The sequence below is a fragment of the Nocardia crassostreae genome, from assembly GCF_001613405.1.
GTDB lineage: Bacteria > Actinomycetota > Actinomycetes > Mycobacteriales > Mycobacteriaceae > Nocardia > Nocardia crassostreae.
In genome coordinates this window covers 35,747-57,780 of sequence record NZ_BDCH01000035.1, presented here as the reverse complement: position 1 = coordinate 57,780, position 22,034 = coordinate 35,747, and the positions used below count along the sequence as shown (strand labels likewise).

At 66.9% G+C, this 22,034-nt stretch carries 27 protein-coding genes; 8 read left to right on the top strand and 19 right to left on the bottom strand.

The annotated features are described in order from the left end of the window. Positions 1-9 precede the first annotated feature (9 nt). Both NC4_RS44890 and NC4_RS32110 read right to left on the bottom strand, forming a co-directional pair. The gene (locus NC4_RS44890; protein WP_369690809.1) at positions 10-333 is read right to left on the bottom strand and encodes an MmyB family transcriptional regulator; all 324 of its coding nucleotides are present in this window, start codon (positions 331-333) and stop codon (positions 10-12) included. Continuing rightward, positions 272-862 carry a helix-turn-helix transcriptional regulator gene (locus NC4_RS32110; protein ID WP_369690808.1) on the bottom strand — a complete coding sequence of 197 codons (591 nt, stop codon included), beginning with the start codon at positions 860-862 and terminating at the stop codon, positions 272-274. The genes NC4_RS44890 and NC4_RS32110 overlap by 62 nt, the downstream gene beginning before the upstream one ends. Positions 863-963: 101 nt before the next feature. Here NC4_RS32110 and NC4_RS32105 point away from each other — a divergent pair, with 101 nt between their 5' ends. From NC4_RS32105 to NC4_RS32090, 4 genes are all read left to right on the top strand, one after another. Next, on the top strand, positions 964-1,719 hold the full coding sequence (locus NC4_RS32105; protein WP_067546032.1) for an SDR family oxidoreductase: 756 nt from the start codon (positions 964-966) through the stop codon (positions 1,717-1,719). Positions 1,720-1,802: 83 nt separating this feature from the next. Continuing rightward, positions 1,803-2,465 carry a monooxygenase family protein gene (locus NC4_RS32100; RefSeq protein WP_084529974.1) on the top strand — a complete coding sequence of 221 codons (663 nt, stop codon included), beginning with the start codon at positions 1,803-1,805 and terminating at the stop codon, positions 2,463-2,465. 93 nt (positions 2,466-2,558) lie between these two features. After that, a complete protein-coding gene (locus tag NC4_RS44885) occupies positions 2,559-3,392 on the top strand; it encodes an arsenate reductase/protein-tyrosine-phosphatase family protein (protein WP_439957574.1) in 834 nt (277 codons plus the stop codon). Continuing rightward, a complete protein-coding gene (locus NC4_RS32090; protein WP_245722082.1) occupies positions 3,389-3,751 on the top strand; it encodes a hypothetical protein in 363 nt (120 codons plus the stop codon). Before NC4_RS44885 ends, NC4_RS32090 begins: the two co-directional genes overlap by 4 nt. Positions 3,752-3,940: 189 nt before the next feature. On the opposite strand, the gene NC4_RS32085 is transcribed toward NC4_RS32090, so the two are convergent. The 13 genes from NC4_RS32085 to NC4_RS32030 all read right to left on the bottom strand — a co-directional run bounded on the left by NC4_RS32085 (position 3,941) and on the right by NC4_RS32030 (position 16,951). Continuing rightward, entirely contained in the window at positions 3,941-4,852 is a 912-nt protein-coding gene (locus NC4_RS32085) for an acyl-CoA thioesterase (protein WP_067546025.1), read from the bottom strand. After that, positions 4,853-6,274, bottom strand: a complete 1,422-nt coding sequence (gene pyk, locus NC4_RS32080; RefSeq protein ID WP_174566910.1) for a pyruvate kinase — start codon at positions 6,272-6,274, stop codon at positions 4,853-4,855. 89 nt (positions 6,275-6,363) lie between these two features. Then, a complete protein-coding gene (locus NC4_RS32075) occupies positions 6,364-7,032 on the bottom strand; it encodes an amino acid ABC transporter permease (protein ID WP_067546022.1) in 669 nt (222 codons plus the stop codon). A gap of 20 nt (positions 7,033-7,052) precedes the next feature. Further along, a complete protein-coding gene (locus tag NC4_RS32070; protein ID WP_067546018.1) occupies positions 7,053-7,808 on the bottom strand; it encodes an amino acid ABC transporter substrate-binding protein in 756 nt (251 codons plus the stop codon). Between the two features lie 229 nt (positions 7,809-8,037). Continuing rightward, positions 8,038-8,505 (bottom strand): TM2 domain-containing protein, encoded by a 468-nt coding sequence (locus NC4_RS32065; protein ID WP_067546015.1) that lies wholly within the window; start codon positions 8,503-8,505, stop codon positions 8,038-8,040. A gap of 94 nt (positions 8,506-8,599) precedes the next feature. After that, positions 8,600-9,688, bottom strand: coding sequence for a prolipoprotein diacylglyceryl transferase (gene lgt, locus NC4_RS32060; protein ID WP_067546013.1), 1,089 nt, complete (start codon positions 9,686-9,688; stop codon positions 8,600-8,602). 90 nt (positions 9,689-9,778) lie between these two features. Beyond that, positions 9,779-10,075, bottom strand: coding sequence for a glycerol-3-phosphate transporter (locus NC4_RS41930; protein ID WP_218021355.1), 297 nt, complete (start codon positions 10,073-10,075; stop codon positions 9,779-9,781). A gap of 39 nt (positions 10,076-10,114) precedes the next feature. Beyond that, the gene (pgtP, locus tag NC4_RS32055) at positions 10,115-11,146 is read right to left on the bottom strand and encodes a phosphoglycerate transporter protein PgtP (RefSeq protein ID WP_218021354.1); all 1,032 of its coding nucleotides are present in this window, start codon (positions 11,144-11,146) and stop codon (positions 10,115-10,117) included. Positions 11,147-11,327: 181 nt separating this feature from the next. Continuing rightward, positions 11,328-12,128: a tryptophan synthase subunit alpha gene (trpA, locus tag NC4_RS32050; protein WP_067546010.1), complete on the bottom strand. Its 801-nt coding sequence runs from the start codon at positions 12,126-12,128 to the stop codon at positions 11,328-11,330. Further along, positions 12,125-13,408 (bottom strand): tryptophan synthase subunit beta, encoded by a 1,284-nt coding sequence (gene trpB / locus NC4_RS32045; RefSeq protein ID WP_067546006.1) that lies wholly within the window; start codon positions 13,406-13,408, stop codon positions 12,125-12,127. Before trpB ends, trpA begins: the two co-directional genes overlap by 4 nt. Positions 13,409-13,416: 8 nt before the next feature. Continuing rightward, positions 13,417-14,235 carry an indole-3-glycerol phosphate synthase TrpC gene (gene trpC, locus NC4_RS32040; protein WP_067546003.1) on the bottom strand — a complete coding sequence of 273 codons (819 nt, stop codon included), beginning with the start codon at positions 14,233-14,235 and terminating at the stop codon, positions 13,417-13,419. Between the two features lie 149 nt (positions 14,236-14,384). Continuing rightward, positions 14,385-15,410, bottom strand: a complete 1,026-nt coding sequence (locus tag NC4_RS32035; RefSeq protein WP_245722081.1) for a TIGR02234 family membrane protein — start codon at positions 15,408-15,410, stop codon at positions 14,385-14,387. Further along, complete coding sequence (locus NC4_RS32030) at positions 15,407-16,951, bottom strand: anthranilate synthase component I (RefSeq protein ID WP_067546000.1); 1,545 nt, start codon at positions 16,949-16,951, stop codon at positions 15,407-15,409. The genes NC4_RS32035 and NC4_RS32030 overlap by 4 nt, the downstream gene beginning before the upstream one ends. 170 nt (positions 16,952-17,121) lie before the next feature. Between NC4_RS32030 and NC4_RS32025 the strand changes: the two genes are divergently transcribed. The 4 genes from NC4_RS32025 (at position 17,122) to NC4_RS32010 (ending at position 19,309) form a co-directional block, all read left to right on the top strand. Beyond that, complete coding sequence (locus tag NC4_RS32025; protein ID WP_067545997.1) at positions 17,122-17,430, top strand: hypothetical protein; 309 nt, start codon at positions 17,122-17,124, stop codon at positions 17,428-17,430. Between the two features lie 72 nt (positions 17,431-17,502). Further along, positions 17,503-17,961: a peroxiredoxin gene (locus NC4_RS32020; RefSeq protein ID WP_067545993.1), complete on the top strand. Its 459-nt coding sequence runs from the start codon at positions 17,503-17,505 to the stop codon at positions 17,959-17,961. 51 nt (positions 17,962-18,012) lie between these two features. Further along, entirely contained in the window at positions 18,013-18,627 is a 615-nt protein-coding gene (locus NC4_RS32015) for a permease (RefSeq protein WP_084529970.1), read from the top strand. Positions 18,628-18,853: 226 nt separating this feature from the next. Then, on the top strand, positions 18,854-19,309 hold the full coding sequence (locus NC4_RS32010) for a MarR family winged helix-turn-helix transcriptional regulator (protein ID WP_245722088.1): 456 nt from the start codon (positions 18,854-18,856) through the stop codon (positions 19,307-19,309). A gap of 27 nt (positions 19,310-19,336) precedes the next feature. Here NC4_RS32010 and hisI read toward each other — a convergent pair whose 3' ends face one another. The 4 genes from hisI to priA are packed head-to-tail and all read right to left on the bottom strand — an operon-like array spanning position 19,337 to position 22,027. Then, a complete protein-coding gene (hisI, locus tag NC4_RS32005; protein WP_067545985.1) occupies positions 19,337-19,705 on the bottom strand; it encodes a phosphoribosyl-AMP cyclohydrolase in 369 nt (122 codons plus the stop codon). Next, a complete protein-coding gene (hisF, locus tag NC4_RS32000) occupies positions 19,702-20,475 on the bottom strand; it encodes an imidazole glycerol phosphate synthase subunit HisF (protein ID WP_067545982.1) in 774 nt (257 codons plus the stop codon). Before hisF ends, hisI begins: the two co-directional genes overlap by 4 nt. Beyond that, on the bottom strand, positions 20,472-21,290 hold the full coding sequence (locus NC4_RS31995; RefSeq protein ID WP_067545980.1) for an inositol monophosphatase family protein: 819 nt from the start codon (positions 21,288-21,290) through the stop codon (positions 20,472-20,474). The genes hisF and NC4_RS31995 overlap by 4 nt, the downstream gene beginning before the upstream one ends. Positions 21,291-21,295: 5 nt before the next feature. Beyond that, complete coding sequence (gene priA / locus NC4_RS31990; protein WP_067545977.1) at positions 21,296-22,027, bottom strand: bifunctional 1-(5-phosphoribosyl)-5-((5-phosphoribosylamino)methylideneamino)imidazole-4-carboxamide isomerase/phosphoribosylanthranilate isomerase PriA; 732 nt, start codon at positions 22,025-22,027, stop codon at positions 21,296-21,298. Between the last annotated feature and the right edge of the window lie 7 nt (positions 22,028-22,034).

The following is a 22,034-nucleotide window of genomic DNA, read 5'->3' as shown; positions in this document are numbered from 1 at the left end:
CGGCGGTGCTCACCGCGGCTGTTCCGCCCGTGCCTCGCGGGCGGGAGCGGCCATGGTGCCCAGCAATCGGAGCGCCTGTTCGGCCGCCGACCCGGGTTCGGCGTGGTAGGCGACGAGCAACTGACCGGGCGCGCTGTTGACGGCGAAGGTCTCGTAGGACAACTGCAGATCGCCGACCAGCGGGTGGTGGAACAGCTTGCTGCCGGATTGTTTGGCGCGCACGTCGTGGCGGGCCCACAGCCGTCGGAAATCCTCGCTCCGCAACGACAATTCACCGACCAGATCGATCAGGCGCTGATCGTCGGGATCGGTTCCGGCGGTGGCCCGCAGCACCGGCGACGGTGTCGGCGGCGATGGCGGGCCATTCGGGGAAGATGGTCCGGCACGCCGGATCGAGGAAGAGTTCGCGGATCTGGTTGAAGCCCGGAACGAAACAGGAATTCAACACCACGGCAAGGGGATTCGCGGCGAGGACGTCCCAGTAGCGGCCCAGCACCATGGTGGGCGTGTCCGGCCAGCAGTCCATCAGGCGCAGCAGGCCCGGCGATACCCGCTCCGGCCCGCGCGGGGAACGGCGGCGACGCACCGGCGGGCGGGCGAGTTCGCGCAGATGCGTCTGCCCGGCGGAGTCGAGCGCGAACACCCGGCACAGGGCGTCGACGACCTGTTCGGAGGGATGCTTCTCGCGGCCCTGCTCGAGCCGGACGTAGTAGTCGGCGCTCATGCCCGCCAGCAGCGCGACCTCCTCCCGGCGCAGCCCCGCCACCCGGCGACGGCCGCCACCGGCCAGTCCGAAGTCCTCGGGCCGCACCAGGGCGCGGCGGGCGCGCAGGAATTCGCCGAGTTGGCTGCCGGAATACATGATCCGAGCCTAAGCGCCGCGCGCACGCCGTGGGTGGGTGCCTGACTCCCAGGAAATGCGTGGCCTGGTAGGCCGGTGCGGCGACCGCGAACGTTGTTGCCATGACGAACGACAACATTCTCGAAGGCCGCATCGCGGTGATCACCGGAGCCTCCAGCGGAATCGACGCCGCCACCGCACGACGGCTCGCCGCCGACGGTGCGCGAGTGGCGCTGCTGGGCCGCCGCAAGGACCGTCTGGAAGAGCTGGCCGCGGAGATCGGCGAACGCGCACTGCCGGTGGTCACGGACGTTTCGACCGAACAGTCCCTCCGCGACGCCGCCGCCACGGTGCGCGCCGAACTGGGCCCGGCCGATCTGGTGATCGCCAATGCCGGGGTCATGCTCGGCGCGCCCTTCGAGCACGCCCTCACCGGCGAATGGGACCGCATAGTCGGCACCAATGTCAACGGATTGCTCTACACCGGAATGGCTTTCATCGACGATCTGCTCGCGGCCGCCGCAGCGGGCCGGTCCGCGGACCTGGTGCACATCGGCTCCGTCGGCGGGCACCAGATCTTCCCCAACTACGCCGTCTACACCGCCACCAAGGCCGCCGTCGCCCACCTCACGCGCACGCTGCGCGCCGAATTCGGCCCCCGGGGCATCCGAGTCCGCACTGTCGAACCTGGCTTCGTCGGCACCGAACTGGGGGCCGAGATCAGCGATCCCCAGCAGCGGGAAATGCTGGCCGGATGGCGGTCCGGCTTCGAGATCCTCGGGCCCGACGATATCGCCGACACGATCGCCTACACCGTCGCGGCGCCGCGCCGGGTGAATATCGCCGAGGTGGTCGTCGTGCCCACCCCGCAGGGCTGACGACCGTCCAGGCGACCGGTTTCGAACCGCCGACGCAGGCAAAACGTAGTTCCCGGCAGAGGCTCTACGTGCGGAGGTCGCCCATGCGGGTGAACAGGGTGACGGCGGACCTGTCCGAGTATCCGGATCTGGTCGTGATCCTGCTGGGCATGCGGGTCCGCAAGCCCCGCGGCATCCTGCGCCTGCTCGGCGTCGGACCCAAGCTCTACCGGTCCCATCACGACCGCCCCGACGGCCTGCTCGCACACGAGGACATCGTGTGGTCGATGTTCCCGCCGCACTGGGGCGCCCGGCAGTACTGGCGGGATCTGGAGAGCCTGGAACGCTGGACGCGCTCGGAACCGCACCGCCTCTGGTGGCAGCGGTTCCTGCGCGATTCCGGCGGCACCGGATTCTGGCACGAGGCGTATTTCGCGCGCGGCGGAATCGATTCGGTGTACGACGACATGTCCCCCGCCGGGCTGGCGCACTTCGCGCCGACGGTTCCCGCGCGCGGCCGTTTGTTCTCCACCCGCGAGCGCGTGCGCGGTGCGAAACCGGAGATCGCTTCCGTGGTCGGCGAATCCGAGTATTACAACGAGCGAGACAATCAACAGCATTCGGCTATTGATTTACCGCCCGCAAACCCGCATGCTCATATTCCTGGGGCGTTGACATGCTGTGCGGCCGACGAATCGGTGAACGCCAGCGAACAACAGGCATCCGTAAACCTGCCGGTGGATGAACTTCACGGTGGAAAGCTGTGATACGCCGTCCAAGATATTCTCCCCCGCCATTCCCGCGCCTAGGTTGTGCCCATGCATGTGCTCTACGTGTGCAGCGGGAACGTTTGCCGATCTGTGATAGCCGAGCGCCTGACGCTCGCGGTGGCCGCTGAACACGGGCTGCAGGAGCTGTCGGCCGAAAGCGCCGGTGTCCGCGCCCTGGTCGGCTTCCCCGTGGAACCCCTTGCCGCGCAGACGATCACCGGCCTCGGCGGCGATCCGAGCGGTTTCAAGGCCCGCCGCCTGAAAGCCGATATGGTGCACCGCGCCGATCTGGTCCTCACCATGACCGAGAAGATCCGCGACCAGGTGCGCGAACTCGTCCCCGAGGCGCTCCCCCGCACCTTCACCATGCTGGAGGCGTATCGGATCGCGAAGGTCAGCGGCGCCCGCTCGGTCGTCGGACTCCACGCCGCCCGCGACGATCTCGCCTATGTCGGCCGCGAGAACATCTCCGATCCGGTCGGCCTGTCCGCCCAAGCCTATTGCGAAGTCGGCGATGCCATAGCCGAAGCCCTGGTGCCCCTGCTCCTCGCCCTACACGCCCACGAACACCCGCAGGCGACCATCCACCCCCGCACCGCCGCCGATGACGCCGGTCCTGCCCGCCCCGCCCTGCTCGTCCTCCCCGGCGGCCGCGCCGAATCCGCCAAACCGCCGCGGAATCCGCCAAACCGGGCGCGGAATCCCCCCGACCAGCAGCGGAACCCTTCCACCCGGAAGCGAAATCCGCCAAGCGCAGAGGCTTCTCGGCAGGGTAAACTCCAGCGTGTCAATGCACCTGTCTGCCCAGTTGGTCCGTTAAGGGATTACACTCCCCGCGGAACACCACCGCCGGTAGTTCGACACAGGAACAGGACTCAGACATTCCGAAGCGAATTTCGGATGTTTCGCTCCATGTTTACGTGACACCGCAGATCCTCGCCCGCGTCACCAAAACGGTATGCCGCGTAGTCGATGAGCACGTGGCCGATCGCGACATCTTCGCCTGGCGCTTCACCCTCCCCGTGGAATGCGACGACCCCACCCACACCGTCCTCGAAACCCAGTGGCGCCTGGACCATCCCGCCACCGACCCGGGCGAGCGCCGCACCTACGAGATAGCCCTGAGCCTCGTCGGCGAAGCCCGTCAGCTCACCAAGGCCGGTATCGCGAAACTCGAACAGCGCCTCGTCCTGGAGCTGTCCGCCAACGAGCCCATCCCCTACATCGTCCACGCCCTACAACGCGAAAACTTCGACCTCGAAGAAAACCGCGAACTCATCTGACCGCCACCCCCGCGATCCGGATCCCCCGCGATCCGGATCCCCCGTCATCTGGATCCACAGTCATCCGGATCCACAGTCATCGGGGTCAAGGGGCGGAGCCCCTTGTGGGGGTGCGGGGGCTAGCCCCTGCGGGGGGTGTGGGGGCCCACCCCCACAAATCAAACACAGCACCACCCCAGCAATCAACCTTCACCGCCGCGCCGGGAAGTGCCTGATCACGCCTTCCTGCACCGTGGTCGCCAGCAAATCCCCACTCCGCGAGTAGAACTGCCCGCGCGCCAGCCCCCGCGAACCGGCCGCCACCGGCGACTCGGTCGCGTACAACGCCCACTCATCGAACCGAAACGGCCGGTGGAACCAGATCGAGTGATTCACCGTGGCCGCGATGATCCGATCAAGCCCCCACGACAGCCCGTGCGTGGTGATGATCGAATCCAGCACCGTCGTATCCGACGAATAAGCCAGTGCCGCAACATGAATCAGCGGGTCATCGGGCAACGCGCCGTCCGTCCGCATCCACACCCGATTGTGATTCAGCGTCTCCCCGGTCCCCTTGAGAATCCACGCCGGATCATTCGTGTACCGCATATCGATCGGATGCGGTGCGTTGACGAACATCTCAAGCTTGTCCTCGAGCCCCGCGAACGACTCCTCGACTCGCGCCAGCCCTTCCGGCCCCGGCACCTCCGGCAGCGGCGCGCTGTGCTCTGGCCCCTTGCCGTAGTCCTGGAACGCCGCCAGCATGACGAACAGCTCTTGCCCGTCCTGGTACGCCGTGACGGTCCGGTTGGCGAACGCGCGCCCGTCCCGATGCCGATCCACGTGATATTCGATCGGCTGCTTGGGATCGCCGCCGCGCACGAAATGCGCGTTCACGGCGTGCACCGGGCGTTCCGGTCCGACGGTCCGCCCGGCGGCGATGATCGCCTGCGAGACCAGCTGACCCCCGAAGGTTCTGCTCCACACCTTCTCCGGATGATGTCCGACGAAGATGTCCGGCCCGTTCTCCTCCAGGTCCAGGATGCTGAGCAGCACCCGCAGATCCTCGGATAGACCCGGCCCTTCGGGGTCGGCGACGGTCTCGCCCAGCGACGCACTCACCTAGTGGTCCTCCTCGCCAATACGGTGCACGTGGATCAGGTTGGTGGAACCGACGGTACCCGGCGGGGAGCCCGCCACGATAACGACCAGGTCGCCCTTCTTGTACCGCCCGATGGACAGCAGCGAATTGTCGACCTGATGGATCATCTCGTCCGTGGACGCCACCGGAGGAACGATGAACGTCTCGGTGCCCCACGTCAAGGCGAGCTGCGAACGAATGGCCGGATTGGGCGTGAAGGCCAGCAGCGGCAGCGGCGTGTGCAGGCGGGCCAGGCGGCGCACCGTGTCACCGGACTGCGTGAAGGCAACCAGCGCTTTGGCATTCAACCGCTCGCCGATATCGCGGGCGGCGTAGGAGATGACGCCGCGCTTGGTCCGCGGCACGTGGGTCAGCGGCGGCACCAGGGTCGAGGACTCCGACTCCACCGCGTGCACGATGCGGGCCATGGTGCGCACGGCCTCGATCGGGTAGTCGCCGACGGAGGTCTCGCCGGAGAGCATGACCGCGTCCGCGCCGTCGAGCACGGCATTGGCCACATCGGAGGCCTCGGCGCGGGTCGGGCGCGAGTTGGTGATCATGGATTCCAGCATCTGGGTCGCCACGATGACCGGCTTGGCGTTCTCGCGCGCCATCTGGATGGCCCGCTTCTGCACCAGCGGCACCTGCTCCAGGGGCAGTTCCACGCCGAGGTCGCCGCGCGCCACCATGATGGCGTCGAAGGCCAGCACGATGGCCTCCAGATTGTCGATGGCCTCGGGCTTCTCCAGCTTGCCGACCACCGGCACCCGGCGTCCGACGCGGTCCATGATGTCGTGCACCAGTTCCACGTCCGACGGGGAGCGCACGAAGGACAGCGCGATGAAGTCCACGCCCAGCTTGAGGGCGAACTCGAGATCCTCGATGTCCTTCTCGGACAAGGCCGGAACCGAGACGTCCATACCGGGCAGCGAGACGCCCTTGTTGTTGGAGACGGGGCCGCCCTCGGTCACGCGGCAGACCACGTCGTTGCCCTCGACGCGCTCGACGGTCATCCCGATCTTGCCGTCGTCGACGAGCAGGCGGTCACCCGCCTTGGCGTCCTTGGCCAATTCCTTGTAGGTGGTCGACACGCGGTCGTGCGTGCCTTCCACATCGTCGACCGTGATTCGGATTTCCTCACCGGTCGCCCATACGGTCTTGCCCTCTTTGAATCGTCCGAGGCGGATCTTCGGTCCCTGCAGGTCGGCCAGAATGCCGACGGCGCGGCCAGCTTCATCACTGGCCTGACGCACCTTCTTGTAGTTCTCGGCGTGGTCGGAGTGTTCGCCATGGCTGAAATTCAGCCGCGCCACATCCATACCGCTCTCGACGAGTTCACGAATACGGTCCTCGGAGGACACCGCCGGTCCAAGGGTGCACACAATCTTCGTTCTTCGCATCACATGCTCAACCCTAGACCTGCCGGATTCGTCCCGCTGACCGGGCACGGTCTGTTCGCAAGATATATGTTTCGTTGTCAGCTAATCCCTGGTCAACGCGCTACGTGGCGCGCCAGCCTGGTCTCCAATCTGGTCTGCCCGAAGCTCAAGATCAGGCAAATTATCCAATAGTAGATTGCGGCGACACCATAAAGGGTGAAGAACTCGAAGGTCGGCGCGGCGGCATTCTGGGCGGTACGCAACAACTCGGTGACCAAGATCGTGGACGCCAGCGAGGTGTCCTTCACCAACGAGATGAGGGTGTTGGACAACGGCGGTACGGCAATGCGGGAAGCCTGCGGGAGGATGATCATTCGCATGGTTTGCGAATAGGTCATCCCGACCGCGTAGGAGGCCTCCCATTGGCCGTGCGCCACCGAAAGTATGGCGGCGCGAACCACTTCGGCCGCATACCCGCCCACATTCAGGCTGAAGGCGATGATGGCCGCCGGGAAGGGATCGAAGGAGATCCCCAGCTGCGGTAGGCCGTAGAAGATGATGAACAGCTGGACCAGCAGCGGCGTACCGCGAATGATCGAGATGTAGAAGCGGGCCGCCGCGGACAGCGGCCAGATCTTCGACATGCGGGCCAGCGCCACGAAGAGCGCGATGGCCAGGCCGATCACGAAACTGACGGCCGTCAGGGGCAGCGTCTTGGTGACGGTGGCCTCCAGCATGGGCCACAGGTTCTGCCGGATGAGAGCCCAGGTGGAGGCATCCATTGTCAGATGTCGCGCCCGGCTTACTTGCTGACGTCGGTGCCGAAGTACTTCTCGGAGATCTTCGCCAGGGTGCCGTCGGCGCGCAGTTCGGCCAGGGCGGTATCGACCTGGTTGATCAGGTCCTGATCGTCCTTGCGGGCGGCGAAGGCCTGCTGGCTGGTCTCACCGGTTTTACCGGCGACCTTGACCGAGGAGTCGTTCTTGGTCTTGGTGTACTCAGCGAAGGCCAGGCTGTCGTTGACGGTGGCCTCCACGCGGCCCTGCTTCAGCAGGGTGATGGCCTCCACGAAACCGGGCACGCCCTCGACATTGCAGCCCGCGGAACCGGCGACCTTGGACCAGTTGCTGGTGGTGGACTGTGCGCAGGTCTTACCGCTCAGATCGGCGAGGTCGTCGATGCCCTTGGCGTCGGTCTTGGTGATGATGACGCCCTCGGAGACCGTGTACGGCTGCGACAGCGAATACTTGCCCTGGCGTTCGGGATTCACGGTCACCTGGTTGGCCACCAGATCGAAGCGCTTGGCCTCCAGACCGGCGAAGATGGCGTCCCAGGGGGTCTGCACGAACTCGACCTTCTTGCCGAGCTTCTCGCCGATGGCCTTGATGACGTCCACGTCGTAGCCGGTGAGCGAGCCGTTCTGTTCGTAGGAGAACGGGGAGTAGGTGCCCTCGGTGCCGACCTTCAGCACAGTGGGATCGTCATTGCCGTTACCGCAGGCGGTGAGCCCGGTAGCGGCGACGACAGCGAGCACGGCGGCGAACAGCTTACGATGCACGGGCGGATACCTCTCCCTCGAGCACGGGCGCACACCCGCGCGACACACAAACAACCGACAAAGGGTACGCCGGAAACCGACCGGACCGCATAGCAACGATCTTGTTGCCTGCAAACCTTGTGTGAATACCGAGGTGATGATAGCGGCGGGCGGGCACCGCCCTGCCCGGTGGTGCCCGCCGAATTTCTGTGTCGTCGGCCCGAAGGCCCAGCATGTCGCTCGAGCGGAACTAATCCTTGAGCGGACGCCCCTGCGGGTCCGGCACCTTGCCGGTGAGGATGAGAATGCCGTCGATGAGGGCCCAGATGCCGAAGCCGCCGCAGGTGATCAGCTGCAGCACGCCGATGGTGGTGTAGCCCAGGTAGAAACGGCCGATGCCGAGCGTGCCGATGAGCAGCTGCAACAGACCGGCGGTCAGCTTGGACTTGTCGGAGTACGGGACGCCGTAGGGGTCCCGGCCCCACGGGGCCTCCGGATCCGCGCCGTAGGGCATGGGCGGCTGGCCGTAGGGAGCGGGCTGCTGACCGTAAACGGGCTGCCCGCCGTAGGGCTGCTGGCCGTAACCGGGCTGGGGCTGGCCATAGCCGGGCTGCGGCTGGCCGTACCCGGGCTGGGGCTGCTGACCGTACTGCGGGCCCGTCCCCGGGGCACCGTACTGCGGCCCGGGATCGGGCTGCTTACCGAATGGTTCGGTCACTCGAATCCTCCTGATATCACGGGCCCCCGGCCGAGGCAGCCGGGGCATCCCCCATCACTGTTGAACCCGCCGTGCAAGTCTCGATACCCGTGGGTCAGGAGTCATTCTTGCCGAGCTCGACCGATTTCGTCGGCTCAGTCGTCGAGGACTCCGTCTCCACCGGTTCGGAATCTTCGGATTCTGAGGAGTTATCGCCGTCCGTCGCCGAAGCGTTGCCATCGGGCGTGGATTCGGACTGGTCGGTCGCCGTCGCTTCCGCGGCGCCATAGGCGCGCAGGGCGGCGAACTGCCACGGCCACGGCCGGACCACGCCCGCCCGCATCTGCTCGGCCGTCTCGCGCCCCTTGGTCGCGAGCAGGAAATACGCCACGGCACAGGCGAAGACGATGGCCGCGGTGAAGGAGTTGATGCGAATGCCCGCGATATGGGTGGCCTCGTCATCGCGCAGCAGCTCGACCCAGAACCGGCCGAAGCAGTAGATCGCGACATACAACGCGAAGAGCCGCCCGTGTCCGATGCGGAACTTGCGATCGATATAGAGCAGCGCCGCCACCCCGAGCAGGTTCCAGACCATCTCGTAGAGGAAGGTCGGCTGCACAACCTTGATGACCACGCCGGAGGAGACGCCGTTCATCATGTCCGGCTTGATGCCGTCGAACCGCTCGTAGATCTCCAGACCCCACGGCATGGTGGTCTCGCGGCCGTAGAGCTCCTGATTGAAATAGTTGCCGAGCCGCCCGATGGCCTGCGCCGCCAGAATGCCCGGCGCGATGGCGTCACCGAAGGCGGGCAGCGGAATCTTGTAGATGCGGCAACCGATCCAGGCGCCCAGCGCGCCCAGCGCCACCGCGCCCCAAATGCCAAGTCCGCCTTCCCAGATGGCCCACCAGTGGGTATCGGGATTGGCATTGGCGCCGAAGTATTTGTCCCAGTCGGTGGCCACGTGATACAGCCGCCCGCCGACCAAGCCGAACGGCACCGCGAACATGGCCACATCGAGAACCATCCCGGCCTGCCCGCCGCGTTCCTTCCAGCGCTTCTCGCCCAGCCAGATGGCGAAGACGATGCCGAGGATGATGCACACCGCGTAGGCGCGCAGCGGGAACGGGCCGATATCCCATACACCGCGCGGCGGACTGGGAATGTAGGCCAGCACATTCACGGTCGGGACACTCTCGGCCATGGCTCGTATGGTCACGCGCCCCACCGTAGCGGAAATACGGCGCTGCCCCGGGCGCGACCTCGCCCGGGGCAGCGTCTGTTCAGCGCGTCGTCACTTCGCGTCGACGAGTTCCAGTTCCTGCTTGTGCTTCTTCTCGCTGATCATGGTGAGAATCAGCAGCAGCACCGAGGCGATGCCGCCGCCGATGAGGATGGTGAAGCCGCCGTTCCAGCCGAAGTGATCGACGGTGTAACCGATCACGGCGCTGGCGGCGACGGAGCCGCCGAGGTAGCCGAACAGGCCGGTGAATCCGGCCGCGGAACCGGCGGCCTTCTTCGAGACCAGTTCCAGGGCGTGCAGGCCGATGAGCATGACCGGGCCGTAGATGAGGAAGCCGATGACGATCATGCAGGCCATGCTGATGCCGGGCTTGTCCGCGGGGGCCAGCTAGAAGATGGTGGTCGCCACGGTCACCAGGCCCATGAAGAGCACGCCGGTGGCGCCGCGGTTGCCGCGAAATACCTTGTCCGACATCCAGCCTGCGAGCAGCGTGCCCGGGATACCGGCGTACTCGTAGAGGAAGTACGCCCACGAGGACTTGTCCAGGGTGAAGTGCTTGACCTCTTTGAGGTAGGTCGGCGACCAGTCGAGGACGCCGTAGCGCAGCAGGTACACGAAGACGTTGGCGAAGGCGATGTACCAGAGCAGCTTGTTGGGCAGGATGTACTTGTTGAAGATCTCCTTGGCCGTGAGCTCCTGCTCGTCCTTGGCGGAGTAGTCCGGCGGGTAGTCGTTCTTGTACTCCTCGATGGGCGGCAGGCCCACCGACTGCGGGGTGTCGCGCATGAGGATGTAGGCGACCACCGCCACCGCGATGGCCAGGAAGGCGGGCATGTAGAACGCCGAACGCCAGTCGTGGAACCAGGCCATGCCGATGAGGAACAGCAGCGGGGGCAGGCCGCCGCCGACATTGTGGGCGGTGTTCCAGACCGAGACGATGCGGCCGCGCTCCTTCTGCGACCACCAGTGCACCATGGTGCGGCCGGAGGGCGGCCAGCCCATGCCCTGGAACCAGCCGCAGATGAACAGCAGCACGAACATGACCAGCACGCTGGAGGTGGACCATTCCACGAAGCCCATGAAGATCATGACCGAGGCGGACAGGATCAGGCCCAGCGGCAGGAAGATGCGCGGGTTGGAGCGGTCGGAGATGAGGCCGCTGACGAATTTGGAGACGCCGTAGGCCAGCGAGATGGCCGAGAGCACCAGGCCCATCTGGCCTTTGGAGTAGTCGTAGCCGTGCTCGCCGTCGGTCAGGTACGGGATGGCGAGGGCGAAGTTCTTGCGCACCAGATAGTAGGCGGCGTAGCCGAAGAAGATGCCGATGAAGATCTGCCATCGGAGCCGCTTGTACAGGGGGTCGATCTCGTTTTCCGGCAACCGCGCCTTATGGGCTGCGGGCGCGAGGATGCTCAGCATTGGGCCTCCGGGCAGACGATTGGTTTGCCCTGCGGATCGGTCACGAGGGCCGAAACTGAACGTTAGCTGAGAGCTATTTCCACCTGCAAATTAGGTGCGGCCCGAGGGGTTTTTCTCTCACCTGATCCACGAATAGGGCGTGCATCGAGTTCGACGCACGCCCTATTTGCTGTGAGTTAATTCAGGAGGTGACCGCGGCGGCGCGCACGCCCCGCGCCAGCTCCTCGGTCAGCGTCGCGACCGCGCCGAGGCCCTCGGCGGCGGCGCTCACCAGCGCCGAGCCGACAATGACTCCGTCTGCGTAGGAAGCGATTTCGGCCGCCTGCGCACCATTGCGCACACCCAGGCCGACGCCGATCGGAATATCGGAGTGGGCGCGAATGCGGGCGCACAGGGCGGGGGCCATGGACGACACCTGATCGCGGGCGCCGGTGACGCCCATGGTGGAGGAGGCGTAGACGAAGCCGCGACTGGCTTCGAGGGTCTTCACCAGGCGCTCCTCGGTGGAGGACGGCGCGACCAGGAAGATGCGGTCGAGGTTGTGCGTGGACGAGGCCACGAACCAGTCGTCGGCTTCCTCCGGAATCAGGTTCGGTGTGATGAGGCCGAGCCCGCCCGCCGCCGCGAGGTCGCGGGAGAAGGAGTCGACGCCGTACTTCAGCACCGGGTTCCAGTAGGTCATGACGACGGCCTTGCCACCGGCCTGGGTGATGGCCTCCACGACCTTGAACACGTCGCGCACCCGGACGCCACCGGTGAGGGCCTGTTCGGCGGCCTTCTGGATGGTGGGGCCGTCCATGACCGGATCGGAGTAGGCGACGCCGACTTCGATGATGTCGCAACCGGATTCGACCATGGTGCGGCAGACGTCGATGGAGCCCTGCAGATCCGGGTAACCGGCGGGCAGGTAGCCGATGAGCGCCGCGCGGTTCTCCTCGCGGCAGGCGGCGAAGGTATTGGCGAGACGGGACTGCTGGCTCACTGGCCCTCCTCCGCATCCTTGTCGAAGAGTCCGAACCAGCGGGCGGCGGTGTCCATATCCTTGTCACCGCGACCGGAGAGGTTCACCAGAATGATTGCGCCCTCGCCCAATTCCTGGCCGAGCTTGATCGCGCCAGCCACCGCGTGCGCCGATTCGATGGCCGGGATGATGCCCTCGGCGCGGCTCAGCAGCATGAGCGCGTCCATCGCCTCGGTATCGGTGACGGGGTAGTACTCGGCCCGGCCGGTGTCCTTGAGGTAGGCGTGCTCCGGGCCGACGCCCGGGTAGTCCAGACCCGCGGAGATCGAATGCGATTCGATGGTCTGGCCGTCCTCGTCCTGCAGCAGGTACGAGTACGCGCCCTGGAAGGCGCCCGGGGTGCCGCCGGTGAAAGTGGCGGCGTGACGGCCGGTTTCGACGCCGTCGCCCGCGGCCTCGTAGCCGATCAGGCGCACGCCCGGATCGTCGATGAAGGCGTGGAAGATACCGATGGCATTGGAACCGCCACCGACACAGGCGGTTACGGCCGCGGGCAACTGACCGGTCAGGACCTGCACCTGCTTGCGCGCCTCCAGGCCCACGATGCGCTGAAAGTCGCGCACCATGAGCGGGAACGGATGCGGGCCCGCGGCGGTGCCGAAGCAGTAGTAGGTGCGGTCGGCATTGGTGACCCAGTCGCGCAGCGCCTCGTTGATGGCGTCCTTGAGGGTCTGCGAACCCGTTGTCACGCTGACGACTTCGGCGCCGAGCAGCCGCATGCGGGCCACGTTCAGCGCCTGCCGGGCGGTGTCGACCGCACCCATGTAGATGATGCATTCCAGGCCGAGCAGCGCGCACGCGGTCGCCGTGGCGACGCCGTGCTGGCCCGCGCCGGTCTCCGCGATGACGCGGGTCTTGCCCATGCGCTTGGCCAGCAGGGCCTGACCGAGCACATTGTTGATTTTGTGAGAACCGGTGTGGTTCAGGTCTTCCCGCTTGAGCAGGATGCGCGCGCCACCGGCGTGCTTCGCCAGGTTCACGCATTCGAACACCGGCGACGGGCGACCGGTGTAGTCGCGCTGCAACCGGTCCAGCTCATTGAGGAAGTTCGGATCCAACCGGCACTTCTCGTACTCGGCGGTGACCTCCTCGATCACGGCCATGAGCGCCTCGGGGACGTGCCGCCCGCCGTAGACGCCGAAGTGCCCGCCCAGATCGGGCTCGTGCGCGCTCTTGTGCGCGACGCCGTCACTGGCCTTGGGCAGGCCGAGGGTGTCCTTGATGTTGTCGGTCTGCGTCATCGCTTCTCTCACCGGCCCCGGCGGACCGGCTTCGGGCAGGACGGATGGGTTCCGGCGGTCACCAACTCGGCCACCGCGGCGCGCGGGTCGCCGCTGGTCACCAGGCCCTCGCCGACGAGCACGGCGTCCGCGCCCGCACCGGCGTAGGCCAGCAGATCGGCGGTGCCGCGAATGCCGGATTCGGCCACGCGGATGACCTCGCTGGGCAGGCCGGGGGCAATGCGCGCGAACACATCCCGATCCACCTCGAGGGTCTTGAGGTTGCGGGCGTTCACGCCGATCACAGTGGCCCCGGCTTCGAGAGCGCGGTCGGCCTCCTCCTCGGTGTGCACCTCGACCAGGGCGGTCATGCCGAGCGATTCGGTGCGGTCGATGAGCGCGGACAGCTGGTCCTGCTCCAGGGCCGCCACGATCAGCAGGATGACATCCGCGCCGTGGGCGCGGGCCTCGTGGATCTGGTACGGGCCGACAATGAAGTCCTTGCGCAGGATCGGGATGTCCACGACCTTGCGGACCGCGTCGAGATCCGCGAGCGAACCCTTGAAGCGGCGCTCCTCGGTCAGCACGCTGATGATGCGTGCGCCGCCGTCCTCGTACGCGCGGGCCAGAACGGCCGGGTCCGGGATGTCTGCCAGGGAGCCCTTCGACGGGCTGGCGCGCTTCACCTCGGCGATGACGCCGATACCGTCCGAGTGCAATGCGGCCTTGGCGTCACGCGGGGATGGGGCGGCTGCGGCAGCGTTCTTCACGGCCTGGAAATCCAGGAGGGCTTCCCGAGCAGCCACATCCGCGCGGACCCCGTCGAGAATCGAGTCGAGTACCGTCATCTGGCTCGAATCCTTTCTGGGGAGACGGACTCGCTGCCTGAGAGTCCCCCCAGGCGCTGTCTCACCGATGCTGATAAAGAGTAAATGGCTATGTTCCCGCCGTTGACGGCGGGGCTGGAAGATGCTTCCATCGCGGTCTCGCCCCCTGTTCAGCGGGTTTTGCGGCCCGCTTCCCCGCTACCTGGATCATCGTGCGCGGCAGGGGTATTGGTTTCATCGTCGGTGGGATCCGCACCGGCATCCAGGGCGTCCCACAGCACGCGGCCCGACAGCGGCTCGCCCGCGGCCCGCTGTGACCCGGATTCCGCCGCTCTTCCGACCGCGTGATGTTCGGCAACCTGTTCGGCCGCCTCGGCCTTCCGGAAGACCGGATTGTCGTACTTTCCGGACATGCGGGCGGAGTCCGCGGGCATGCGGGTCAGCAACACACCGGCGGTGAAGGCGGCAACCGCCCCGAGCAACGTCAGGACGGCGGGGAGGGTGAAGGTGTCAACCTCCCCGGCATGTTCCCAGGTGCGTAATTCGGCCAGCCGTGCGGCGCGCTCGCCGGTCTTCCCGGCCTCCCGGAGCAGCGCGTAGGCGGGCACCGCCTCAACGGCGGCCAGCACGGCCACCACGACGCCGAGCAGCCGACGCAGCCAGCCCCGGGCGGCGAAAACGGCCGCGATGGTGGCCAGCAGCGCGAGGGCCAGCGGCGTCAGCGCCCCGAACCAGGTCCCGCCGTTCAGATCCACGGTGCGCGGCGGCCCGAGTTCGCTGGTGACCTCGAGCCGCACCCACGTCATCCGCGACGCCACCCACAGCAGTACGGCCGCCGCGGTGAGCAGGACAACCGCTCCGATGGGTCTACGCCGCGCAGGCGCCGCGCCGGTCTGCACCGTGGCTTCGGCGGCATCGGCTTCGATGGCGGCCGCCGCGATTCGCGCCGCGTCGCCACTCGATTCCGGCCGCGGGTTCGCACCCGGCGGAGTATCGAGAGCGCCCTCGCCGGGTCGCATGCGCTCGCCGATCGCAGCCGACTCCGCGCGGGTCACCGCGTCCGAGTCGGTGGCGGTGGCATTGTCGCCGAGGGCTCGCAAATCATCGTGCGCCGCAGCGGAGTCGGGTGGCCCGGCGGCTTCCGGTGGCACGGCGCCCGTGCCGTCCGGCGGTCGTTGCGGGTCGGGGTCGGTCATTGCCCGGTGCCGTTCGGGCGGTAGGCGCGCACCGTTTCGGCGGCGGCTATCGCTTTGAGGACGGCCATGGCCTTGTTGCGGGATTCGACGTCCTCGTAGTCCGGATCGGAGTCGGCGACCACGCCCGCGCCCGCCTGGACGTAGGCGGTGCCGTCCTTGAGCAGGGCGGTGCGGATGCAGATGGCGGTGTCGGCGTCGCCCGCGAAGTCGAGGTAGCCGACCACGCCGCCGTAGATGCCGCGGCGGGTGGGTTCGAGTTCCTCGATGAGTTCCATGGCGCGGACCTTGGGTGCGCCGGAGAGGGTGCCCGCGGGGAAGCAGGCGTTCACGGCGTCGAGGGCGACCTTGCCGGGGGCGAGGCGGCCGGACACCGTGGAGACCAGGTGCATGACGTGGGAGTAGCGCTCGATATGGCGGTACTCGGTGACGCGCACGGTGCCGGGTTCGCAGACTCGGCCGAGGTCGTTGCGGCCGAGGTCGACGAGCATGAGGTGCTCGGCGTTCTCCTTCTCGTCGGCGAGCAGGCCCTTCTCGAGGAGGAGGTCGTCCTCCTCGGTGGCGCCGCGCCAGCGGGTTCCGGCGATCGGGTGCGTGGTGGCCACGCCGTCCTTCACCGTGACCAGGGATTCCGGGCTGGAGCCGACAATGGAGAACGCGGTGCCGCCCTCGCCGTCCGGAATGTGCATGAGGTACATGTACGGGCTCGGGTTGGAGGCGCGCAGCATGCGGTAGAGGTCGATCGGGGTGCCGCCGTACTCCATTTCGAAGCGCTGCGAGAGCACCACCTGGAAGGCTTCGCCCGCTTCGATCTCCTTGACCAGACGCCGCACGCCCGCACCGAATTCGTCGGAGGTGCGCTGGCGGCGGAAGTCGGGTTCGGGGCGATCGAAGACCGAGACGGTGGATTCGGCGGGTGCCGCGAGGGCCTCGGTCATGCGGTCCAGACGCGCCACGGCATCGTCGTAGGCCTCGTCGACGCGCTCGTCGGTGCCGTTCCAGTTCACCGCATTGGCGATGAGGGTGATCGCGCCCTCGTGGTGGTCGAAGGCGGCCAGATCGGTGGCCAGCAGCAGCACCATTTCCGGCAGTCGCAGATCGTCGGTGGCGATCGCGGGCAGGCGTTCCATCCGCCGCACCGCGTCGTAGCCGAGATATCCGACCATGCCGCCGGTCAGCGGGGGCAGCCCCGGCAGCCTCTCGGTCCGCAGCACCTGCAGGGTTTCCCGCAGCGCCGCCAGCGGATCGCCCCCGGACGGCGCGTCCGCCGGAGTCTGCCCGAGCCAGGCCGCCTGCCCGTCCACCACGCTCAGCGCGGTCGGGCTGCCCGCCCCGATGAACGACCATCGCGACCACGATCGCCCGTTCTCCGCGGACTCCAGCAGGAAGGTTCCGGCCCGGTCCGCACCGAGTTTGCGGTAGGCCGACAGCGGAGTCTCCGAGTCCGCCAACACCTTTCGAATCACCGGAACGACCCGGTGATCTGCGGCGAGTTCCCGGAACTGTTCACGGGAGGTAGTGGTGTCGTTCGAGGCGCCGTGCATTCACCCATCATTCCAGGCCCGGCAACCGGGATAATAATCGCGCCTCGTCCCAGCCGAGGACCGACCGGCCGCGAATACACGATGCGGTCATCACTACACTCGCGGCAATCTGCTCCGGCAGAAAGTAGAGTTCGCACGCGGTTCCCCCCTACGAGAGGAGTTCAACACAGATGTACCCCTCGCAACCGGTCGCACCGGAGGGCCCACGGCACGCAGCTCCGCAGGTCGGCCAGGGCTCGATGCCCGGTCAGCCGCCGCGGATGATGAATATGAACCAGCAGGGCGGTAAGCACAGTGCCATCGCCTCTTTCGTCACGTATGTGAAGGCCCTCGAGGCGCTCGACCCGCGCAGCTTCCCGGACGAGTACGCCGAGCACACCGACCGCATCAAGGAACTCAAGCCGTTCCTGCGGGCCCACGGCATCCTCGATGTCATGGAGATCAAGAACCCGGAAGTCGCCGCTCTCATCGGCGTCTGAGCGCAGGCCGCAGCACGGCACCGGGTGTCCGAGCACCGAGCGCTCGGACCCCCGTACCGTAGGGTTCGGTTCATGAAGGCAGGCCAGCTCGCTCCGAATTTCGAGCTTCCCGATCAATCCGGCACCCCGCGCTCCCTGGAATCCCTCCTGGCCGACGGCCCCGTGGTGCTGTTCTTCTACCCGGCCGCGAACACCCCGGTGTGCACCGCCGAGGCGTGCCACTTCCGCGATCTGGCAAGCGAATTCAAGGAGGCGGGCGCGACCTGCGTGGGCATCAGCACCGATTCGGTCGCGGTGCAGTCCGGCTTCGCGGAGAAGCAGGCCCTGGACTACCCGGTGCTCTCCGATGTCGGCGGCACGGTGGCGGCCGAATTCGGCGTCAAGCGCGGCCTGCTCGGGGTCCTGGCCCCGGTCAAGCGCACCACCTTCGTCATCGACACCGACCGCACCGTCGTCAAGGTCATCAACAGCGAACTGCGCGCCACTGTGCACGCCGACGACGCCCTGGAGTTCTTGCGCTCGCGTGGTTAGTCCGGAGTGGCGCTCCCCGGCGCGCTGGGGGTGCGGGCATACGCTGGGGCTATGACTACGCCTGGCTCGGAGACTGTGCCCAGCGGGGATGCGCCGGAGCGCAAGGGTTCGTCGTTCGTCACGTGGCGCAATCGGATCATCGCGCTGGTGGTGCTGGCGTTGGTGGTGTGGGTGGCGTATCTGATCCTGGCGGCGTTCATTCCGCGGTGGTGGGCGCAGCGGATTGCCGAGATGGTGAGCGGGAGTTTCTCCAAGGGCATTTGGTACGGATTGGTCATCGGCGTTGTTTGTACGGCGGTCCCACTTTTCTTGTTGTTGCTCGCGGGGCTCAGTTGGCGAAAACGGGGCGGTCCGTTTATTGCGGGCGCCGCGGCGGTGCTCGCCATCATTGTGGCCGTCCCGAATTTGATGACACTGGCCATCGTGGTGGGCAACTCCAATGCCGCACACGCCGGTGAACGCATTCTGGATGTCGACGCACCGGCCTTCCGCGGGGCCACGCTGGTGGGCGTGATCGTGGCCGCGGTGGTGTTCTTGTTGGTGGCATTTCTCTTGGTGCGCAGCCGGATTCGCAAGCATCGTGCCGAGAAGCAGCGGGTGCGGCAGGAAAAGCCAGGCGTGTCGCCGGAAAATCCGAGCCCACCGTCCAGCACCGTGGAGCGCTGATTCGCGCACGCGACACGCGTGATCGATGTCACGTCATTCAGGAACGCCGTGACGGACGAGCGAAATCGTGGCAAACTTTGACGTGCGGGTGACTTTGTGTTGATGCTTCGCTAGCTGCCGGTCTGGCTGGCACAACTCGTCACTTGGCTTCTACGAGAGGGCTGGCACGGTGACCAAGTGGTTGAATCCCATTGAACAGCGAGATTGGCGTACCGTCATAGCGTTGATGACCCGCTTGCCCGCCGCACTGGACACCCAACTGCAACGTGAGTCCGGGATTACCCATTTCGAATACTTCGTGATGACCCTGCTGTCCGAAGAACCGGGCCACCAGTTGCAACTGAGTGAGCTTGCGCAAAAGGCAAATGCATCGCTATCGCGCCTGTCACACGTCGTTTCCAAACTCGAACGCCTCGGCTGGGCCGAGCGCGTGTCCATTTCCGGTCGCCGCGGCGCCCAGGCCGTGCTCACCGATGCCGGATTCCGCAAGGTCACCGAGGCCTCCCCCGGCTATCTGGAGTGCGTGCACGGCTTGGTATTCGACGGCTTGGACAAAGAGCAAACCAAACAATTGCTCGAGCTCGGCGAAATCCTGGTGGCGCAGTTGGAAAAAGGCATGGGGCGCGGCCTCGGCCGCTCCGGCCGACCCGTCAGCCACCTCGAGATCGACAACGGCGAGTAACCGCGCCGATCCGAAAGCGATTGCCGCTCAGCCCTCTTCGCCGAGCAGCTGATCACCCTGCGCGAGCAGCACATTGGTGTCGAAGCAGGTGTGCGTGCCCGTATGGCACGCCGCCCCTTCCTGATCCACGATGAGCAGCACGGTGTCACCGTCACAGTCGAGGCGCACCTCGTGCACGTACTGGGTGTGGCCGGAGGTCTCCCCCTTCACCCAGTACTGCTGCCGCGACCGCGAATAGTAGGTGCCCTTGCGGGTTTCCAGGGTGCGGGCCAGGGCCTCGTCGTCCATCCAGGCCATCATGAGCACATCGCCGCTGGACTTCTCCTGCGCGATGGCGGCGAACAGCCCGTCGGAGTTGCGCTTGAGGCGGGCGGCGACAGCGGGATCGAGACTCACCGAACCACGATACCTTCGCCGCGCATGGCGTCCTTGACCTGCCCGATGGTGAGGTCGCCGAAGTGGAAGACGCTGGCGGCGAGCACGGCGTCGGCCCCGGCCTGCACGGCCGGAGCGAAGTCGCCGACCTTGCCCGCGCCGCCGGAGGCGATGACGGGCACGGAGACGGCGGCGCGCACGGCGCGGATCATGGGCAGATCGAAACCGGCCTTGGTGCCGTCGGCGTCCATGGAGTTGAGCAGGATCTCGCCGACGCCGAGTTCGGCGCCGCGGACGGCCCATTCGACGGCGTCGATGCCGGTGCCGCGCTTACCGCCGTGGGTGGTGACCTCCCAGCCCGAGGGCGTGGGGTCCGAGCCCTCGGGCACGGTGCGGGCGTCCACCGAGAGCACGATGCACTGGGAGCCGAAGCGCTCCGACATGGCGCGCAGGATGTCGGGATTGGCAATGGCGGCCGTATTGACCGACACCTTGTCGGCCCCGGCGCGCAGCAGGCGGTCCACATCCTCGACGGTGCGGACGCCGCCGCCCACGGTGAGCGGGATGAAGATCTGCTCGGCGGTGCGGGTCACCACATCGATCATGGTGCCGCGGTCGCCGGTGGAGGCGGTGACGTCGAGGAAGGTGAGTTCGTCGGCGCCCTGGGCGTCGTAGGCGGCGGCCAATTCCACGGGATCGCCCGCGTCGCGGAGGTTTTCGAAGTTGACGCCCTTGACCACGCGGCCGGCGTCGACGTCCAGGCAGGGGATCACACGCACTGCCAATGTCATTGCTCTACCTCTCCTCGGACGTGATCGGCGGTCTCGCTGATCAGGTCCAGTAGTTCCTCGTGCACGCCGGGGGCGGCGGCCAGCACCGAACCGGATTCGATGGTCCAGTCCCGGCCCAGCAGATCGGTGACGACGCCGCCCGCGGCGCGCACCAGGGCCACGCCCGCGGCATTGTCCCAGGGGTGGTGGCCGAAGACCACGGCCCCACCCAGTACGCCGGATGCGGAGAACGCCAGGTCGATTCCGGTGGAGCCGTGCATACGGACCCGGCCGGACAGGCGGCTGAGCGCACCCAGCAGGTTGAATCGGAAGATGCCCGGAATTCGGCCCGCGCCATCGATATTGAACGAGCCGAAGCCGATCATGGAGTCCGACAGCTTGGCTTGCTCCAGCGGCCGCATGAGCTGCCCGTTCAGATACATCGGGCCCTCGGCGACGGCGGCGTAGCGCTGGTTCAGGCCGGGCAGCCAGGTCAGGCCGAGCACCGGGACGCCGTCGCGGACCAAGGCCAGCAGCATGCCCGAAAGCAGGTGTCCCGCCGAATAATTGAAGGTGCCGTCGATGGGGTCCAGCACCCAGGCGGTGCCGGAGGTGAGCTGGGGGCCGCCGAATTCCTCACCGTGCACCGGGAATCCGGTGCGCTCGTGCAGCCGCGCGGACAGGGTGCGTTCGAGTTCCAGGTCCAGTTCGGTGGCGAAGTCGTTGCGCCCCTTCTGAACCGCGCTCGGCGCACCGATGCCCTCCACGAATCGTGGTGCGGCGTCGTCGAGCAGACCACTGGCGATTTCGAGCAGCTCGGCGAGTTCGGCGGCCATTGTCGCTATCGAACCGCTGCGAGAGCTTCGGCCAGGGTGAACCGGCCCGCGTACAGGGCCTTTCCAATGATCGCGCCCTCCACGCCCTCCGGGACCAGCGTCGCGATGGCGCGCAGATCGTCGAGCGCGGAGATGCCGCCGGAGGCGATCACCGGCGCATCGGTGGCATTGGCGACCTCGGTCAGCAGGTCCAGATTGGGGCCGGACAGGGTGCCGTCCTTGGTGACGTCGGTGACCACGTAGCGCGAGCAGCCGTCCCGCTCCAGGCGTTCCAGGGTCTCCCACAGATCCCCGCCGTCGGTGACCCAGCCGCGCCCGCGCAACCGCCACTCACCGTCGATGAGCTTCACATCCATACCGACCGCGATCCGGTCGCCGTATTCGCCGATGGCGCGGCGGCACCATTCCGGATCCTCGATGGCGGCGGTGCCCAGGTTCACCCGCGCGCAGCCGGTGGCCAGGGCGGCCTTCAGCGATTCGTCATCGCGAATGCCGCCGGACAACTCCACCTTCACATCGAGTTCGCCGATCACCTGCGCCAGCAACTCGCGATTCGAACCCTTGCCGAACGCGGCGTCGAGATCGACCAGATGGACCCACTCGGCCCCGTCGTGCTGCCAGGCCAGCGCGGCATCGCGCGGCGAACCGTAGCTGGTCTCGCTTCCAGCCTCGCCTTGAACGAGGCGAACAGCCTCTCCATTGGCGACATCGACAGCAGGTAGCAGCACAAGACTCACGGAAGCA

What these genes read in the sequence shown, in the direction of transcription:
- NC4_RS32110 (WP_369690808.1), bottom strand. Translation starts at nt 862, where the DNA reads ATGTATTCCGGCAGCCAACTCGGCGAATTCCTGCGCGCCCGCCGCGCC.
- NC4_RS32105 (WP_067546032.1), top strand. Translation starts at nt 964, where the DNA reads ATGACGAACGACAACATTCTCGAAGGCCGCATCGCGGTGATCACCGGA.
- NC4_RS32100 (WP_084529974.1), top strand. Translation starts at nt 1,803, where the DNA reads ATGCGGGTGAACAGGGTGACGGCGGACCTGTCCGAGTATCCGGATCTG.
- NC4_RS32075 (WP_067546022.1), bottom strand. Translation starts at nt 7,032, where the DNA reads ATGGATGCCTCCACCTGGGCTCTCATCCGGCAGAACCTGTGGCCCATG.
- lgt (WP_067546013.1), bottom strand. Translation starts at nt 9,688, where the DNA reads ATGGCCGAGAGTGTCCCGACCGTGAATGTGCTGGCCTACATTCCCAGT.
- NC4_RS41930 (WP_218021355.1), bottom strand. Translation starts at nt 10,075, where the DNA reads ATGATCGTCATCGGCTTCCTCATCTACGGCCCGGTCATGCTCATCGGC.
- pgtP (WP_218021354.1), bottom strand. Translation starts at nt 11,146, where the DNA reads ATGCTGAGCATCCTCGCGCCCGCAGCCCATAAGGCGCGGTTGCCGGAA.
- trpB (WP_067546006.1), bottom strand. Translation starts at nt 13,408, where the DNA reads ATGACGCAGACCGACAACATCAAGGACACCCTCGGCCTGCCCAAGGCC.
- trpC (WP_067546003.1), bottom strand. Translation starts at nt 14,235, where the DNA reads ATGACGGTACTCGACTCGATTCTCGACGGGGTCCGCGCGGATGTGGCT.
- NC4_RS32035 (WP_245722081.1), bottom strand. Translation starts at nt 15,410, where the DNA reads ATGACCGACCCCGACCCGCAACGACCGCCGGACGGCACGGGCGCCGTG.
- NC4_RS32030 (WP_067546000.1), bottom strand. Translation starts at nt 16,951, where the DNA reads ATGCACGGCGCCTCGAACGACACCACTACCTCCCGTGAACAGTTCCGG.
- NC4_RS32025 (WP_067545997.1), top strand. Translation starts at nt 17,122, where the DNA reads ATGTACCCCTCGCAACCGGTCGCACCGGAGGGCCCACGGCACGCAGCT.
- NC4_RS32020 (WP_067545993.1), top strand. Translation starts at nt 17,503, where the DNA reads ATGAAGGCAGGCCAGCTCGCTCCGAATTTCGAGCTTCCCGATCAATCC.
- NC4_RS32015 (WP_084529970.1), top strand. Translation starts at nt 18,013, where the DNA reads ATGACTACGCCTGGCTCGGAGACTGTGCCCAGCGGGGATGCGCCGGAG.
- NC4_RS32010 (WP_245722088.1), top strand. Translation starts at nt 18,854, where the DNA reads ATGACCCGCTTGCCCGCCGCACTGGACACCCAACTGCAACGTGAGTCC.
- hisF (WP_067545982.1), bottom strand. Translation starts at nt 20,475, where the DNA reads ATGACATTGGCAGTGCGTGTGATCCCCTGCCTGGACGTCGACGCCGGC.
- NC4_RS31995 (WP_067545980.1), bottom strand. Translation starts at nt 21,290, where the DNA reads ATGGCCGCCGAACTCGCCGAGCTGCTCGAAATCGCCAGTGGTCTGCTC.